Below are 18,102 nucleotides of genomic sequence, written 5' to 3'. Positions count from 1 at the left end.
GATAGGGTTGCGTCAGTAGTCTTGGCAAGGAATGTCCGTGCACTTACGGAAAATCTACTGAGGAAACAGGAAGCTTTCGAGGTAACCGCCGCCACGTTCGAGTTCGCCAAGCGAGGTCGGAAACGTGATATTCGCCAATGCGGCTGTCGGGAAGCCTGCGCGTAGCTTCAGGAGGCCGTCTTTGTTGCCATCGCCACACAAGGCCAGAGCCAGATCCTCTATGCTGGGATTGTGCCCCACGAGCATGACCGTCGGCGCATGGCCATGTTTGCGGATGGATTGCATGTAGTCGGCCGCGCCGCCACTATAGATCGTATCATCGATGATTGTTTCGACGTTGATTTCCAGGCGTTCAATAAGGCCGAACGCGGTTTCCCTTGTTCGGCCTGAGCCTGAAAGGACTACCAGATCTGGATATAGCTTGAATGACTTCATTGTCCTTGCAAGCCGGTCTAGGGATGCTTTTCCTTCCTGGTCCAGCGAGCGGTCGAAATCCTTCATTCCGGGCTTTGCCCACATGGCCTTGGCATGTCTGAGGAGAAGCAAACGACTCATCTGTAACGTTCCAAGCTGTGTTTTTCAGCATTTCTTGCCATGATTTGAGCGCAAAAGGGCACCCTAGTTGCCCATTCTCCCGATTTTTTGATGTCTGTCAGCAATAATTACATGTGTCATCTGCCTAATTATTGGGCTGAATGAGCTTCTTGATACTGATGTTGGCTATGACCGGAAAATACACCCACTTTACTGGCAATCAATTGAAGTTGTTCTGAAAGTCTAAAGAGCAACTTTTTCCGTGCATTTTAAGATTGCATAATTTTGATGCAAAATCATACAAAATTGATGAACTAAAAAGTAGTGAAGTACGCTTGTTTGATGTTGTGTCCTTGTTGCTATGGAACTATATAACCGCTCGCGTCTCCTAGATGTGGGGTAATTCAGAATGAGTGAATTGATTGACCTTGACTATAGGCCCACTGAAGACGAGCCGTTCATGAATGAGCGGCAGAAGTCTTACTTCCGCACGAAACTAGTCGCGTGGAAGAATGATATTCTGCGAGAAGCGCGTGAAACGCTTGAAGCGCTACAGCAGGAAAATGCCAACCATCCCGACCTGGCGGACAGGGCATCCTCCGAAACGGATCGGGCAATTGAGCTACGAGCTCGCGACAGACAGCGCAAATTGATCTCCAAAATCGACGCAGCACTAAGCCGCATTGATGAAGGAACATACGGCTTCTGCGAGGAAACGGGAGAACCTATCAGCTTGAAGCGGCTTGATGCGCGTCCGATTGCTACGCTATCCATCGAAGCGCAGGAGCGCCACGAGCGTCGTGAGAAAGTTTATCGCGACGATTAGAGTGCATACGCTCTAATCTATTGGATCTTCGCATCGTATTTTCCGTAAATCGGTATGATTTTTGGGTCGATGCGGCAAGCTTCGAGATGGTTTAGAAAATTTATAGGCTGCGGTTTCCGCAGCCTATTTTCTTTGTATCGAGATAAATTCCGGCAGACTCAGCTCCTGCGAATTTCGTCCTTGGTCAATTCGCCGAGGAGCTTTTCCATTTCATCCTCGATATCGTCCTTGGCTTTGTCTTCAACCGCATCGTCCGTTGCGGAAATATCAAGTGAACTCAAAAGCTCATTTTCGAAGAACTCGGTATCGAACGAGACTGCATCCTTGGTGTCATCATCAGTCGCGCTCTTTACATTAACGTCAGCAGCGATTGCGTCGTGTAAAGCACCGCTGAGCCCCGCCAACTCATCGCCCGGCGTTTCCACCGCAGCAGTATCGGGTTCTGTTGGCCTCGGCTCGGTAACCGTGATTTCAGGCTCGACGCGTTTCGGTTCCGATGGAGCGCTGAATGCCGGAGCTGCTGTCGAAGAAACAGTCGGTCCGGTTACATCAAGTGGCGAAGACTTGTCAGGTGTCGTCGTTTCACGCTCCGGGACGATGCTGCCAAGATTTGCAGAAACAACAGATGCGGCTGCTGCGACGCCAACAGCGGCGGTCGCGCCGGAAGAAGTCGAGCTCAAAACACCGCGAGAAACCTGGCTCAATGGATAAGCCGGATGTGCACGGGTTGACTGTGGCTGCGGCTGTGCGGGACGAGGCGGCAACACTGTGCGTGGCTGCGGCGGATAGTTCGGTGCCGGACGCGGCGGCTGATGAGGAGGTGTCGACTGAGTGGCAGTGGTGTCAGACCGCACAGGCGGTCGTGGCGGGATAGGCGCGGTGGGGGCTTGCGGCGGAATGCGCGCAGGTGTCGCAGCGGATTGAACCGGCTCTTCACGTACCGGTTCAGGCTTTCGATAAACCGGAGTTTCGATTGCAGAGGTGAGCTGGATCGGCTCATCCTTCTCTTCAGACTGCGGTGTTTGCAATGAGAGAGCAGGGCGCTCTGCTTTATCGTTGGTCAGGGTTGCTTCATGCTGTTTGAAGCGCTCGATCTGTTCAGGCTCTATGCGCGAAGTCTGCACACGCGCATGGGCACGCGATTCCATGACAATGTTCTGTTCGACCACGACATCGGTCGGCCCGCCGATGAGCAGCAGATGTTCCACATCGTCGCGGCGAATAAGAACGAGCTTACGCCTGCTATCGACGGCTGCAGCATCCATCACCGAAAGGCGCGGCTGCCGCGTGCGTCCATTGGAGACGAAAGTCCCGCTGCTGAAACGGCGAATGATACTGAGAACAACGAAAATTCCGCCAAGAATGATCGCAAATATTAGGATGAAGCCGACAATATTAGCCGCGCTCTCTCCAACGATGCCGCTGAGCCATTCCTTCATGCGGATACCCTCTTGATACAATAAACTAAAAACCTGCGATGTGTGGAGACTGCGCTTCCCCCGGCACTCCGCATCATCACATAGTTGGTACAGTAGTTGAATTTGTAAGCCTTGGGAATGTTCCTTGGAAATGCGGGAAATATATGATCCCCAGGCAAAACGGTGCAAAAAAGTCCAATTTGCACCGTTTCAGTGCAGCAATGCTTGTACTGCGCGCCGATTAACGCATTCTGCGAATCGGATATACCCTGACATATTGGCTTTGCGTTCTCCGCGCGATAGCTGAAGCGTGCAGAAAAGTGCATTCGAGAAAATCGGATATGCGAATGATTGAAATGACGTCTTGGCTGATCGAAAAAACAAACGGTACTCTGATGCTTGTTGATGCTCAGCCACGCAACATGAAAGGGCAGATGGCTTGATGTCGCGACAGACGGACAACGCTTATCCGAAACCGCTCGTTATGCCCAAGCGCAACCGCAGCGGAGCCCTTCGACTGCTGTTGGTCGGCATTCTGCTGACAGTCGCGGCAATCGCCTATTTTCTGTTTCGTGACCAGCTTGGAGATGGATTTGCCCTCGTTCTCATGGGCATTTTGTCAATGGTCGGCGTATTTTACCTTTTTGGCGCAGCAACGGGTCTCATTCAATTCAGTCAGAAGAACGGTGAGCAGGATCTTGCTCATTCCTTCATGGATTCGCAGCCGGAAGGTACGGTTATTTCCGATGCGCGCGGCCAGATCGTTTACGCCAATGAGGCTTATGCGGTAATGACCGGCGTCGCGAATGCCGAGGGAGTTCGCTCGCTTGATAATGTGTTGACGGCGGAACCGGCGGCATCCGATGCCATTTACCGACTGACGAATGCTGTTCGCGACGGTTTGTCGGCCCAGGAGGAGGTGCGGCTTGCCGGTGGCCTCTCCCGTGAGGGACATGGTTCGCTGGCGCCGGTATGGTATCGCATCAAGGCACGGCCCATAGAGGCGGGGCAGGAGTTCAAAAGTCCGCTCGTCGCCTGGCAGATTGCGGATATTTCCGACGAGCGTGCAGAGCAGGAGCGGTTCTTTCAGGAACTGCAGGAAGCGATCAACCACCTCGATCACGCACCGGCGGGCTTCTTTTCTGCGGATCCGTCGGGTCGGATCATTTATCTCAATGCGACGCTTGCAGAATGGCTCGGTGTCGACCTGACCCAGTTCACGCCGGGATCGTTGACGCTCAATGATATTGTGGCAGGCAGCGGAATGGCACTTATCAAGGCGGTGAAAGCCGAACCGGGCACGAGCCGCAATACCGTCATCGATCTTGATCTTATCAAGCGCAACGGACAAAGCCTTGCCGTTCGCTTCTATCACCGCGTTCAGGCCGCGCGTGATGGAACACGCGGTACGAGCCGCACTATCGTTCTGGATCGCGCTGAGGGCGAAGATTCATCAATGGCACTCCGTTCCGCCGAAGTGCGCTTCACGCGCTTCTTCAATTCGGCTCCGATGGCAATCGCTGCCGTTGATTCCGGCGGGCATATACTGCGCACCAATGCGCGCTTCCTCGATATTTTTGCTCCTGTTGTTGATCGTGATGCGATTGACGGCAATGCGAAGCTTGAGATCGTGGTGCACGAACGTGACCGTGAGACATTCAACAGAGCGCTAGCCGCCGCCTTTGCAGGACAGGCAAGCATTTCACCCGTCGATACGGTGTTGCCGGGCAACGAAGAACGGCACATACGTTTTTATATGAGCCCCGTAACCGACCTTGGCGGGGAACGGGCCGAAGAAGCGGCGATCATCTCTGCTGTTGAAACGACCGAGCAGAAAGCCCTCGAAAACCAGATGGCGCAGAGCCAGAAGATGCAGGCCGTAGGCCAGCTTGCAGGTGGTATCGCGCACGACTTCAATAATGTGCTGACGGCTATCATCATGTCGTCGGATTTGCTGCTGACCAACCATCGCGCATCCGATCCGTCTTTCCCTGATATCATGAACATCAAGCAGAACGCCAACCGTGCGGCTTCGCTCGTGCGCCAGTTGCTGGCTTTCTCGCGCCGCCAGACACTTCGTCCAGAAGTGCTCGATCTGACAGATGTTCTCGCAGACCTGCGCATGCTGCTGGCACGCCTTGTCGGCAAGGATATCGAGTTGAAAATCGATCATGGACGCGATCTCTGGCCGGTCAAGGCCGATCTTGGACAGTTCGAGCAGGTTGCGGTCAATCTGGCGGTCAATGCGCGCGACGCCATGCCGGAGGGCGGTGAAATCACGCTGCGCACCCGCAATGTGTCGACGCAGCAAGCCGCAAAGCTTCATTATCGCGATCTGCCAGAAGCGGATTATGTGGTCTTTGAAGTTGAAGATACCGGAACGGGCATTCCTGCAGACGTGCTTGAAAAGATTTTCGAGCCATTCTTTACGACGAAGGAAGTAGGCAAGGGCACCGGCCTCGGCCTGTCGATGGTCTATGGCATTATCAAGCAAACCGGTGGCTTCATCTACTGTGATTCCGAAGTCGGAAAAGGCACAACTTTCAAGATATTCCTGCCGCGTCTCATTGAGGAAAAGCGCGCCGACGATGCACCTGTCGTCGTGAAGGAAAAGAAGGTCGAGAAAGCAACCGATCTTTCCGGTTCGGCAACCGTCCTTCTGGTGGAGGACGAGGATGCAGTTCGTATGGGCGGCGTGCGTGCGCTCCAGTCGCGTGGATATACGGTCCATGAAGCAGCAACAGGCGTCGAGGCGCTTGAGGTCATGGCAGAGCTTGGCGGTGAGGTCGATATCGTCGTATCAGACGTGGTCATGCCTGAAATGGATGGCCCTACGCTTCTGCGTGAACTGCGCAAGACATATCCTGACATCAAGTTCATCTTCGTGTCGGGTTATGCGGAAGATGCATTTGCTCGCAATCTTCCAGCCGATGCCAAATTTGGTTTCCTACCAAAGCCGTTTTCGCTCAAACAGTTGGCTACCACAGTTAAGGAAATGCTGGAGAAGCAGGATTAATGCTTCGTCGAGGCTTCGACCATGATGCCCAAGGGTAATATCGCCATTCTTGGAGGCGGCCCATCTGGTCTGATGGCCGCCGAACGACTGTCCGCGCGAGGCTACAGCGTGACAGTTTATGAGCAGATGCCGACGGTTGGTCGCAAGTTCCTGCTTGCCGGCAAGTCCGGTCTAAATATTACTCACTCCGAGGACTTCGCAGCTTTTGCGAAGCGTTTCGGTTCAAGCAGTGACCGTATATTGCCAGCCTTGATGGCTTTCGGCCCTAGTGAGTTGCGTGCCTGGGCGGATGAATTGGGTGCGGACACCTTTGTCGGCTCTTCAGGTCGTGTCTTCCCAAAAGCGATGAAGGCGTCGCCGCTTCTTCGCGGCTGGGCAAAACGCCTGGAAGATCAAGGCGTTCGCATTCTCAGTCGGCATCGCTGGCTTGGCTTCGACGGAGATAGTCTGCGTATCGAGAACCCAGATGGCGTTCAGACGATTACATGCGACGCTGCACTCTTTGCGTTTGGCGGTGGAAGCTGGCCGAAGCTCGGTTCCAATGGCCTCTGGATTGATGAGTTTCTACGACAATCAATCGATATAGCGCCGTTTCAACCCGCCAATTGTGGCTTTGATGTTGCATGGAGCGATTTCTTTGCGGAACGCTTCGCTGGCGAACCGGTGAAGTCGGTCACAGCAACGTCCGGTGCAGGCACGATGCAGGGCGAGTTTGTCATTACACGCGGCGGAATTGAGGGAAGTCTCATTTATGCACATTCCGCAGCGCTACGTGACAGCTTGCGGGAATGCGGTGAAGCGTTTCTGACACTCGACCTTGTTCCAGGACGAACTCTCGAACGGCTGGAAAACGATATTGCAAGACAGGATACAAAGCTGAGCTTCGGCAATCTCTTACGCAGAGCCGCAGGTCTGACGGGGGTTAAAGCAGCTCTGGTGACGGAGTTCACGCGCGACAGAGTCCCGAAAGCGCTGGCCACTACGATCAAGGCACTCTCAATTCCGCTCCTTCGCCCCCGCCCGCTCGATGAAGTGATTTCTTCAGCGGGTGGTATTCGTTGGCATGAGATCGATGAAAACTACATGCTGCCGAAGCTTCCTGGCGTTTTCGTTGCTGGAGAAATGATCGATTGGGAAGCCCCGACTGGCGGCTATCTTCTCACTGCCTGTTTCGCGATGGGCTGTGTTGCGGCTGATGGAATCGACGCATGGATCAAAGCGGATAACACACTCTGCGCGAAATAATCTAAGCCTGACTCCTTCAAGTGGAAATCAGCATATTCGGATATACGGCTGACCGACTGCAAGCTAAGCTACCGGAGAGTGGCATTGAATGCTTGCCGTCTGAGGGGAAGGTAATTCGCATGAATACAACTTCTGCCGTCACTGTGCATCCGCTTTTGAGACAACGAGACGGGCATCATGCCCGGGTGACATTCGAAGAACTGTTCTTCGATCTGGTTTATGTTTTCGCGGTTACGCAGCTTAGCCATGAGCTTCTTCATAATCTGACGCTGACCGGCGTTATTGAAACGCTGATCCTTTGGTTCGCGGTATGGCTTGGCTGGCAATATACCTGCTGGGTGACAAATTGGTTCAACCCTGAGACACCACAGATACGCAGCCTTCTGTTCTGCGGCATGCTGCTTAGCCTGATTATAGCCTCTTCCATTCCAGGTGCCTTTGCAGACAAAGGCTGGATATTCGCACTAGCCTATGTGGTGATGCAGGTTGGCCGGACTGCCTATGTGGTGTTTGTTCTCGGTCGAAAGCATCCGCTTGCCGCCAATTACCGGCGAATGCTCGGTTGGCTGACCATTGCCGCAATCTTCTGGATTGCTGGATGTTTCGTCCAACATGAAGCTCGTATGGCATTATGGCTTATTGCCGTACTTTGCGAATATCTATCGCCGATGTTTGGCTTTGCGCTGCCGGGCCTTGGGCGTTCTCATACCGCTGACTGGACCATTGATGGCGGACATCTGGCAGAACGTTGCCAGTTGTTCGTGATTGTGGCTCTCGGTGAAACGGTTCTGGCTACCGGAGCGACCCTTGCTAATGCCGAAGTCTGGAATTTGACCCTTATGTCGGCCTTGCTGGCCACATTTCTAGGGACACTTGCCATGTGGTGGCTCTACTTTGGCACTTCCAGCAACGAAGCAACAGATACAATCTCCCATTCTTCTGATCCCGGACGGATTGGTGCTTATTTCCATTATGTCCACGCCGTTCTGGTTGCCGGGATCATAGCGACTGCAGTCGGAAATGATCTTGTAATGGCTCACCCGCACGATCCGTTGAAAACAGCATATGTTCTCGTTCTTGTAGCCGGACCGGCAATCTATCTGTTTGGCAGCGCCATCTATAAGAAGGTCGTGTACGGCCTCATTCCGATATCACATGTCTTCGGTGTTCTGGCATTGCTGGCAGCAATTCCGGTCGGCTACGTGGCGGATTTACTCGAAATGGGCATATTAACGACGGTTGTCATGCTGGTCGTCAGTGTATGGGAAGGACGCAACAAGCGGCTGCGTAGCACTGTTGCGGCAGGATAGGCTGGCTTTAAGCGCCGTCGCCTAGTCCCTATTTCCAGACACAGATCATATTTCGAGAGCTTGTCGTCCATCATGTCAGATACACAGCCCGCCGATCAGAAACCAACTGGTAATCTCCATGTCAAAGTCGCTCGCAAGGTTGACATTGTGGTCATTGGAGCAGGTCAGGCGGGGCTCTCATCGGCCTATCATTTGAGCAAGCTCGGTCTTGCCGGCGAAAGGCAATTCGTGGTTCTTGACAAGGCCGCGGGACCGGGCGGAGCCTGGCAGTTCCGCTGGCCTTCGCTGACGCTCAGAACCGCGAACTCCATTCATGATCTCCCCGGTATGAAATTCGAGGATATTGTCGAAACGACGGATGGCGAGGTGCGCGCGTCGGTTGCCGTCCCGCAATATTACCGCGCATATGAAGAGGCATTCGACCTTCCCGTGCACCGTCCCGTGACTGTGAAAGTTGTTTGTGACCGCGGTGAGCGGCTTCGTGTGGAGACGGATCAGGGCGATTATTCCGCGCGTGGGATCATCAATGCGACGGGCACGTGGGAGTCCCCTTATATCCCACCCTATCCGGGTGCGGAATTGTTCAAGGGCCAACAGCTGCACACGCGTGATTATCAGACGGCAGAAGCCTTCAGTGGTAAACGCGTTCTGGTCGTCGGTGCAGGCATTTCGGCAGTGCAGCTTCTGGACGAAATATCACGCGTGACGGAAACCGTATGGGTCACGCGCAAAGAGCCTGCTTTCCGGGAGGGGCCATTTTCGCCAGAGTTAGGTCGAGCCGCCGTAGCCTTGGTGGAGGAGCGTGTGCGCCTAGGTTTGCCGCCGGGATCGGTTGTTTCAGTAACAGGCCTGCCGTTAACCCCGGCAATCGAAGCGGCGCGTGCTCGAGGCGTACTCAACCGTTTACCTATGTTCAGCGAAATCACAGAAACAGGTGTTCGGTGGGACAATGGAACCGAACAATCCTTCGATGTGATTTTGTGGTGCACTGGATTTCGCAGTTCGCTTGATCATCTTGCGCCACTGCAATTACGCAATGCAGAAGGTGGTATTCTCATAACCGGTCGCCTGGCAACACAGGTAGCCGCCGATCCCCGGATACATCTGGTTGGTTACGGCCCGTCGGCGTCAACTATTGGTGCAAACAGGGCAGGCGGCGCTGCCGCCCGGGAGTTGGCAAGCTATCTTGGCTTGGTATGATCCAGCGTAACGATTATTCGCGAGGGGCAGCATGAAGCGCATTCTGAAGTTTGTCGTTGGTCTTTTGCTTGCCATTGTGTTGGGGGCAACTCTCTGGCTTGCCATCAGGCCGCCTGAACTTTTGCGTGTGGGCACCGGCTATGCCGCGAAGATCGTCTGCTCAAACGTATTCATTGCAAATCGGGATGCCGATGCTGTCCTTGCAGACGATGTTCAGGCACCGGGTAATCCGCTGCTGCGTTTCCTCAATGCCTCAGTTGACAATAATAACAGCAGCGTAACAGTGCGGATTTTCGGCTTCTTCGCGCCAAGTATCGCAATCTTTCGCCCCGCGCTTGGGTGCGCAAATATCCAAAAGGATGATTTGCGACCGGAGCTTCCGACCGGCCCACAGGTGCCCGCAGAACCGATCCGGATCGAGATCGATCCGGCGGTGCAGGCTGTGATCGAGGATCAGGCTTTGGCCGGTCCGGGGATGCGGGCCATCGCCGTTATCCGCGATGGCAAGCTGATCGCCGAGAATTATGGTCCGGGTTTTGATGTGGATACGCCATTGCTGGGCTGGTCCATGACCAAGTCCGTCATTGCGACACTGATCGGTATGCGGATTGCCGAAGGGCGCATGAGTTTGGAAAGTACCCGGCTGTTGCCGGAATGGAGGAACGATGAACGGGCGAAGATTTCTCTCGCGAACCTGATGGCGATGAATAGCGGTCTGCGCTTCGATGAAGACTACGGCACAGTCACCGATGTCACGCGTATGCTTTATCTGGAGCCGGATATGGCAGGGTTTGCTGCGTCCTTGCCACTGGAGGCGACGCCAGGCACGAAGTTCAACTATTCGAGCGGGACAGCTAACATCCTGTCGGAACTCTTCATGGATAGTTTCAATAGCCATGAAGAGGCTTTTGCCTATCCGCGACTTGCGCTTTTCGGCCCGTTAGGCATGAGCAGCACCATTCTGGAGACGGATTCGTCGGGTGTTTTTGCCGGTTCTTCCTATATGTACGCGACCGCTCGCGACTGGGCGCGCCTTGGTGCATTTCTCGCTGATGGCGGGAACCTTTACGGAAAGCCTGTTCTGCCAGCCGACTTCATTTCATTTATGCGCAAACCTACGCTTGAATCCGAAGGGCGCTATGGCTCGGCACAGGTCTGGCTGCAGATTGCCGGTGTGAAAGCCGGTCAGAACGGCATTCCGGAAGATGCATTCTGGATGTCAGGGCATGACGGGCAAAGCGTGATGATCGTTCCATCGATGCATCTTGCCGTAGTCCGTCTTGGCCTGACACCCTCACGCACGCGCTACAACGTTCAGCGCCTGAACGCCAAAGTTATTGAAGCTGCCCGATAGGCGCGCCGATTGTCAGCTTGCGAAAATCGTTGCCGCTTGGATTCTGGAAGGCACTGAGGCCAAACTCTGGCAAAACTGCATAAAGGTGATCGAAAATATCCGACTGGATCTGTTCGAAGGATGCCCAGACGGTAGTGTTCGTGAAACAGTAGATTTCGAGCGGCAGGCCTTCCGGCGTAGGGTCCATCTGGCGTACCAGCAACGTCATGCCTTTATGCACACCGGGATGATTACGCAGATAATTGTCCACATAGGCGCGAAATGTACCGATATTTGTAAACTGTCGTCTGTTGACCGGATTGTTGGCGCGGTCGCCTAGCTTCTGGTTCCACTCGGCAATTTCCTTGGCCTTCTTCGGCAAATAATCCGCCAGCCAATCAACCGTGCCCAGTCTGGTCCGTTCGTCATCCGACAAAAAACGAATGGTGTTCTGATCGATGTAAAGCGCGCGTTTGATCCGCCGTCCACCGGATTCCTGCATACCGCGATAGTTTTTCATCGGCTCGGTAATGAGCTTACGGATCGGAATTGTGGTGATCGTCTTGTCGAAGTTCTGGACCTTGACGGTATAGAGCGCGATCTCTGTGACATCACCATTGGCATCAAGGTTCTTCATTTCGATCCAGTCGCCAACACGGACCATATTTGATGAAGCGATCTGCATACTGGCGACCAATGAAAGCAGCGTATCCTGAAAGACGAGGATCAGTACTGCCGCCATGGCGCCGACACCCGAAAGAAGGATGACCGGCGATTTGTCCAGCAATGTCGCAATGATGAGAACTGTTGCGACGATATAGACCGCCAGCTTGGCGACCTGAATGTAGCCCTTCATGGGGCGGTATCTCGCCTCCGGGCGGCGGTGGTAGAGTGTGTCGACAAGCCCGAATACCGCATTAACCGCCAAGGCCAGCGTCAGAATGATGAAAGCTATCGCCACATTCCGAATGACGGTGACCACGCCGTCCGGCAGGCCGGGCACAGCCATGATCCCGGAGGAAATAATCAAGGCTGGAACGATGTTGGCAAGACGGCTGATGACGCTGTGTCTCTTAAGCTCTTCATCCTGCCCGAAAGAGGTCTTCTGAACGATACGATCAAGCAGTTTGAGCAAAATCGCCTTAATCAGAAAATTCGCAACGAAAGCTGAAAGAAATAATCCCCCGAGCGCCGTAAGCGTTTCCGCCCATGGATGAGCAATAAAAAATTCCGACAATAGATTTTCCTGAGATTAACCTGGTGAGAGATGAACGTTGTGCTGTGATGCTTTTATTGTGTTCTACCAGGAATTAAGGCAGTCATATGAAGATTTCAACCGTGAGTGATTATTGATTGTATCAAAACCCCGGCCATGAGGCCGGGGAGACTTACCTTATCGAGTATTGAGGCCGTATTACTGAGCCGGAGGCGGCGATGTGGGAGCCATATCGCTTGCCGGAGTATCCGTTGCCGGAGCGTTAGTCTCATTTGCAGCAGCGGGATCGGCCACACCATCGGCAAAAAGTTTCGAGCGGTCAAATGCCGGTGCATCGGTCAGTTGCTGCTTGGTTGCCTTGATAACGAGCCATTTTTTGCCGTCGCTGCGCGTTGCAAGCTGTAGCTGATCCGGACTTACGGCAACGTCCTTTTCACCGATGCCCAGAAACCCACCCACGCCGATCACTGCGGCTTCAATCTTGCCTTCGGGGCTGGCAATGAGGTCATTCAGCTTGCCGACGGTCTTGGCGTCGGCCGCGTCACTTTCATAGACATTCTGCCCAATGAAAGAGGAGACGAGAAGCTGGCCTTCTTTGGGTTCAAGAAAACCAACCTTGTCGGTCTCACCCGAAGTTGGGTTGCCAAACATGTCCTTGGACGAAACCGGCATTTCCTCTGCTGCAGCCGGTGGCTCGGCGGGGGCAGGTGCAGGCGCCGTTGTCTGAGCATAAGCTGCTCCCCCAATCAGCAATGCACACGTCGTCGTCAGAAGTGTAGTTCTGAACATAACTATCTCCTTTATACGTTCGGTTGCTTAAGCTGAACGTAGAAATAGAGATTTCGTTCCGAAATTCGCAGAATTGCTATGTTTCGTTGCGAAATTATATATGGTGTGAAGTTTTTCTTTATAGATATTCACAATGAAGAAAAGCCCGCGTGAAGCGGGCTTTCTTATTGGTCTTACTGAAAGTTAATCTTAGCTGCACCCGCTCGTTGCACCGCAAGTGTCGCATTTGAGGCAGGTGCCGTTGCGAACCATGGTGAAGTTCTGGCACTCGGTGCAGCTATCGCCCGTATAACCCTGCATCATCGACTTGATACGACGATCAGCTTCCAGCTTCTTGGCGGCATTTGCACTTTCCGCACGGGCGGAGGCTGCATCAGCAGCAGCCTTGTCCGAGAAAAGTTCAGTTGCCGATGTGCCTTCCTGCTGTTGCGCCGGGGCAGGCTGCTCCTCGAACTCCCGCTTGAAGGCCGTTGAGCCATCCGTCACCAGACCGATGGTTGCCGGGCGGTTGCTCACCGGCGCCGACGACTTCAAGGTTGTGATGTTGGAAGCCTGCGGTGCTGAACCTGCCGATCCCTTGGCTTCGTTAGTCGGGTTCGAGTTCGTTACCAGAGTAGGCTTGTAGCCACGGGTCCAGCCGGTCGAAACCAGATTGGTTTTGCCTTCCTTGATACCCTTGCCAAGCGCCGTATTGCCGAAATCGCTTGTGTCGACATGTGCGAGGTCGTTGCGGCCGAGATAGGACACAGCCAGTTCGCGGAAGACATAGTCGATGATCGACGTTGCAGTCTTGATGGCATCGTTGCCGATGACCATGCCAGCCGGTTCGAATTTCGTGAAAGTGAAGGCTTCCACATATTCTTCGAGCGGCACACCATATTGCAGGCCGAGCGACACTGCGATGGCGAAATTGTTCATCATTGCGCGGAAAGCAGCGCCTTCCTTATGCATATCGATGAAGATTTCGCCGAGGCGCCCGTCACCGAATTCGCCGGTGCGCAGATAGACCTTATGTCCGCCGACGACTGCCTTTTGCGTATAGCCCTGACGACGGTTTGGCAGCTTGTCGCGCTCACGCACGATCTTTTCAACAACCTTCTCGACGATCCGCTCGGTTACCTGAACGGCACGAGCGGCTGCCGGTGCTTCGATCAGTGCTTCGACTGCATCGTCTTCATCCTCATCATCGGCGATCAGCGCAGCGTTGAGCGGCTGCGAGAGCTTGGAACCGTCGCGATAAAGCGCGTTGGCCTTCAGGGCCAGCTTCCAGGACAGCATATAGGCGTTCTTGCAGTCTTCGACAGTCGCATCGTTCGGCATGTTGATCGTCTTGGAGATCGCACCCGAAATGAATGGCTGAGCTGCCGCCATCATGCGGATGTGGCTATCCACCGACAGATAACGCTTGCCAATCTTGCCGCATGGATTGGCGCAATCGAACACCGCGTAATCTTCTTCCTTAAGGAACGGTGCGCCTTCCAGGGTCATCGCGCCGCAAACGTGAATGTTGGCAGCTTCGATATCTTTCTTGGAGAAACCCAGAGCCGGCAGCATTTCGAACGAGAAGTCGTTCAGCTGTTCGTCGGTGAGCTTCAACACGTCTTTGCAGAAATCTTCGCCAAGCGTCCACTTGTTGAAGACGAACTTGATGTCGAAGGCGCTCTTGAGCGCTGCATTCAGGGCTTCGATCTTCTCATCGGTGAAGCCTTTGCCGCGCAGCGACGAAGGATTGACGCCCGGAGCCTGATTGATATTGCCGTGACCGACAGCATAGGCTTCGATTTCAGCGATCTGGCTTTCCGAGTAACCGAGCGTGCGGAGTGCTTCCGGCACGGCGCGGTTGATGATCTTGAAGTAGCCGCCACCGGCCAGCTTCTTGAACTTCACGAGAGCGAAATCTGGCTCGATACCGGTCGTGTCGCAATCCATGACGAGGCCGATAGTGCCAGTCGGCGCGATGACGGTCGACTGGGCGTTACGGTAGCCGTGCTTTTCGCCGAGCTCCAGCGCCTTGTCCCAGGCAGCGCGGGCATGGGTGATCAGATCCTGATCCGGGCAGTCTTCAGCAATCAGCGCCACCGGATTGACGGCGAGGCCTTCATAGCCTTCCGTCTCGCCATGAGCGGCCAGACGATGGTTGCGCATGACGCGCAGCATATGTTCCGCATTCGGCTCATAGCTTGGGAAGGTGCCCAGTTCCTTCGCCATTTCGGCAGAGGTTGCATAGGCAACGCCGGTCATGATCGCGGTCAGCGCACCGCAGATGGCGCGGCCTTCATCGGAGTCATAAGGAATACCCGAGGTCATCAGCAGGCCGCCAATATTGGCATAGCCGAGACCGAGTGTGCGGTATTCATAGGAGAGGCGGGCGATTTCCTTGGACGGGAACTGCGCCATCATCACCGAGATTTCGAGAACGATGGTCCACAGGCGGGCCGTATGCTCGTAAGCCGCAATGTCGAACGAACCGTCCTTGTTGCGATAGGTGAGCAGGTTGATCGACGCCAGATTACAAGCCGTATCGTCAAGGAACATATATTCCGAGCACGGATTGGACGCGCGGATCGGACCAGCGGTCGGGCAGGTGTGCCAGTCGTTCATGGTGGTGTTGTAGTGCAGGCCCGGATCGGCGGATGCCCATGCGGCATAACCGATCTTTTCCCAAAGATCGCGCGCCTTGAGCGTCTTCATGACCTTGCCGTCCTTGCGTGCGGTCAGGTTCCAGTCGCTGTCGTTTTCGACGGCGCGCAGGAATTCATCCTTCAGCGAGACGGAGTTGTTCGAGTTCTGGCCCGAAACGGTGAGATAGGCTTCCGAATCCCAGTCCGTATCATAGGTCTTGAACTGAATGTCGGTGTAGCCCTGACGTGCGAACTGGATCACGCGCTTGACGTAGTTTTCCGGAACCTGGTTCTTCTTCGCTGCCTTGATTTCGCGCTTCAGGGCAGGATTCTTTGATGGATCGAAGCAATCATCATTATCGGCTTCGCAGTTGACGCAAGCCTTCATGATCGCAGCCAGATGCTGCTTGACGATCTTGGAACCGGTGACGAGCGAAGCGACCTTCTGCTCTTCCTTCACCTTCCAGTCGATATATTCTTCGATATCCGGATGGTCGATGTCGACAACGACCATCTTCGCGGCGCGGCGCGTCGTGCCGCCCGATTTGATGGCGCCTGCAGCGCGGTCACCGATCTTGAGGAAGCTCATCAGACCCGACGACTTGCCGCCGCCGGAAAGTTTTTCGCCTTCGCCGCGCAGATGGCTGAAGTTGGAACCCGTGCCGGAACCATATTTGAACAGGCGCGCTTCACGCACCCACAGGTCCATAATGCCGCCTTCATTGACCAGATCGTCAGCGACGGACTGGATGAAGCAGGCATGCGGCTGCGGATGTTCGTAGGACGACTTGGATTTAGTCAGCTTGCCGGTCTGCCAGTCAACGTAGAAATGGCCCTGGCCGGGACCGTCAATGCCATAAGCCCAATGCAGGCCGGTGTTGAACCATTGCGGGCTGTTCGGCGCGACGCGCTGGGTGGCGAGCATATAGGCAAGCTCGTCTCGGAAGGTGAGGGCATCGTCTTCGGAACCGAAATAGCCGCCCTTCCAGCCCCAGTAGGTCCAGGTGCCGGCGAGACGGTCAAAAACCTGACAGGCATCCATTTCGGAGCCATAACGCTCGTCCTGCGGCAGCGATGCCAGAGCATCTTCATCGGCGACCGAGCGCCACAGCCACGACGGGACGTCGTTTTCCTCGACTTTCTTCAGATGGGCGGGCACGCCAGCCTTGCGGAAATATTTCTGCGCAAGAATGTCTGCTGCGACCTGGCTGAACTGTGCGGGCACATTGATGTTTTCCAAGCGGAATACGATGGATCCATCGGGATTTTTGATCTCGCTGGTCGCAGTCCGGAACGCGATGTCCGCATAGGCCGACTGATTCTCTTTCGTGAAACGGCGTTCGATCTTCATCTGTCCCATCCAAACGTTCTATATATAGTAGCTCTAGTGACGGTTTTCAGTCACGGTCTGTTTGTATCGCGTCTCTGTCAAAACAGCTCTTCTAGGGGGAGGAGCGTGCTGTTGGGGAGAAAACTCCCGGAAATCCGCTTCCACCTCATCTAAAGCCCACGAAAAAACGCCTCAGGGGAGCTCAATTGCAACCTTGCTGGCACTGTCGCAGTCAAAAATCAGCAGAACGAGAAATACCTTATCTTGTACAGATCATGAGCGCAAATACTAAATCTAGTGTTAACGCTGTTTTTGCTCGATGTCGCACCTGCTTCTCCAGTGGCGTGCACCCCCAGATCCAGGGCGCAAAAAATACCGAGCGAAAACCGCGCTTTTAAAGCGCAACGCCCGTTCGATACTCAACTTGACCGAAAAAAAAGACCGGCAGATTACAACATCCGATTACGCTACTTACGCAACGATAGCCTTATAAAAAACGACTCGGCTGCGAGCGTCAAGCAATGGTTTGCTGCAGCGCTCCAGCATCTAGATATTGTGCGTAACCGCTTGGGGCAAATGTGGATAACGGGGAGAAGCGACACTTTTGTGAAGCAAGCCGACTATATGATTTTGGGAGATAGCGCGGCGGCATTCATTAGCGATTTACGAAATAATTCCGGCCATATGCACTATGGAAAGAGGAAATCGCTGCAAAGGGATCATAATCCGGGGCATGTCACGTTACGGACGGCCTGCGAACTGCTTACTCTGCAGCCGCAGCGATTCCCGAATCACCAAACTGGTTCAATATCTGCTTCAGCTCAGTCTCTTCGACGCGATCTGCCGCTTCCTGCGGCGATACCCATTCGCAAATGCGCTGATCGCGCTCAGGCCAGTCTTTTTCCTGGCCGTTGAACTGCACGGCGAATACGGCTGCCGTGAACTGGTTTATGCGTTCAGGCGGAAGATCTGTCTTGCAGTAACAGAAACTGCCGATAGGCGTTGGGGAGACTTCACCGCGGATGCCAGCCTCTTCATATGCTTCGCGAAGTGCTGTTTCCGCCAGCGTGCGCCCAACTTGTGGCCAGCCCTTGGGAATGATCCAGCGGCCCGTGCCGCGGCTTGTGATAACGAGAACCTTGAGGGCACCCATATCGCGACGATAAACAAGTGCCGCAACCTGCTGCAAACGACCGGAAGGCGTCAGAATACGCTTTTCGGTTGCAATCGGTTGTTTTGCCTGCGCCTTCACCGCGAAATCCCC

12 protein-coding genes are annotated in these 18,102 nt (G+C 54.4%); 6 read left to right on the top strand and 6 right to left on the bottom strand.

Translation table 11 applies throughout. The features are described from left to right. Positions 1-54 precede the first annotated feature (54 nt). Positions 55-555 (bottom strand): SixA phosphatase family protein, encoded by a 501-nt coding sequence (locus CQZ93_RS07060; RefSeq protein ID WP_105541944.1) that lies wholly within the window; start codon positions 553-555, stop codon positions 55-57. Between the two features lie 388 nt (positions 556-943). On the opposite strand from CQZ93_RS07060, the gene dksA reads away from it, so the two are divergent. Next, positions 944-1,360, top strand: a complete 417-nt coding sequence (gene dksA, locus CQZ93_RS07055; protein ID WP_104756279.1) for an RNA polymerase-binding protein DksA — start codon at positions 944-946, stop codon at positions 1,358-1,360. Positions 1,361-1,518: 158 nt separating this feature from the next. Here the strand turns inward: dksA and CQZ93_RS07050 are convergent, their stop codons facing one another. Further along, a complete protein-coding gene (locus tag CQZ93_RS07050; RefSeq protein WP_105543212.1) occupies positions 1,519-2,799 on the bottom strand; it encodes a flagellar biosynthetic protein FliO in 1,281 nt (426 codons plus the stop codon). A gap of 421 nt (positions 2,800-3,220) precedes the next feature. Here CQZ93_RS07050 and cckA point away from each other — a divergent pair, with 421 nt between their 5' ends. From cckA to CQZ93_RS07025, 5 genes are all read left to right on the top strand, one after another. Then, positions 3,221-5,794 (top strand): cell cycle histidine kinase CckA, encoded by a 2,574-nt coding sequence (gene cckA, locus CQZ93_RS07045; protein ID WP_105541943.1) that lies wholly within the window; start codon positions 3,221-3,223, stop codon positions 5,792-5,794. 24 nt (positions 5,795-5,818) lie between these two features. After that, complete coding sequence (locus CQZ93_RS07040; RefSeq protein ID WP_105543211.1) at positions 5,819-7,039, top strand: TIGR03862 family flavoprotein; 1,221 nt, start codon at positions 5,819-5,821, stop codon at positions 7,037-7,039. Positions 7,040-7,158: 119 nt separating this feature from the next. After that, the gene (locus CQZ93_RS07035) at positions 7,159-8,349 is read left to right on the top strand and encodes a low temperature requirement protein A (protein ID WP_105541942.1); all 1,191 of its coding nucleotides are present in this window, start codon (positions 7,159-7,161) and stop codon (positions 8,347-8,349) included. 72 nt (positions 8,350-8,421) lie between these two features. Next, positions 8,422-9,549 (top strand): NAD(P)-binding domain-containing protein, encoded by a 1,128-nt coding sequence (locus tag CQZ93_RS07030; protein WP_181153326.1) that lies wholly within the window; start codon positions 8,422-8,424, stop codon positions 9,547-9,549. A gap of 31 nt (positions 9,550-9,580) precedes the next feature. After that, the gene (locus tag CQZ93_RS07025; protein WP_105541941.1) at positions 9,581-10,903 is read left to right on the top strand and encodes a serine hydrolase domain-containing protein; all 1,323 of its coding nucleotides are present in this window, start codon (positions 9,581-9,583) and stop codon (positions 10,901-10,903) included. Here the strand turns inward: CQZ93_RS07025 and CQZ93_RS07020 are convergent. From CQZ93_RS07020 to CQZ93_RS07005, 4 genes are all read right to left on the bottom strand, one after another. Next, positions 10,884-12,119: a mechanosensitive ion channel family protein gene (locus CQZ93_RS07020; protein WP_105541940.1), complete on the bottom strand. Its 1,236-nt coding sequence runs from the start codon at positions 12,117-12,119 to the stop codon at positions 10,884-10,886. The genes CQZ93_RS07025 and CQZ93_RS07020 overlap by 20 nt on opposite strands. A gap of 177 nt (positions 12,120-12,296) precedes the next feature. Then, complete coding sequence (locus tag CQZ93_RS07015) at positions 12,297-12,887, bottom strand: PRC-barrel domain-containing protein (protein ID WP_105541939.1); 591 nt, start codon at positions 12,885-12,887, stop codon at positions 12,297-12,299. Between the two features lie 189 nt (positions 12,888-13,076). Further along, on the bottom strand, positions 13,077-16,859 hold the full coding sequence (locus CQZ93_RS07010; protein ID WP_105543209.1) for a vitamin B12-dependent ribonucleotide reductase: 3,783 nt from the start codon (positions 16,857-16,859) through the stop codon (positions 13,077-13,079). Between the two features lie 742 nt (positions 16,860-17,601). Continuing rightward, a complete protein-coding gene (locus CQZ93_RS07005; protein ID WP_105541938.1) occupies positions 17,602-18,090 on the bottom strand; it encodes an NUDIX hydrolase in 489 nt (162 codons plus the stop codon). Positions 18,091-18,102 lie beyond the last annotated feature (12 nt).

The organism is Ochrobactrum vermis (assembly GCF_002975205.1).
Lineage (GTDB): Bacteria > Pseudomonadota > Alphaproteobacteria > Rhizobiales > Rhizobiaceae > Brucella > Brucella vermis.
This window is presented reverse-complemented; position numbering and strand designations above follow the sequence as displayed.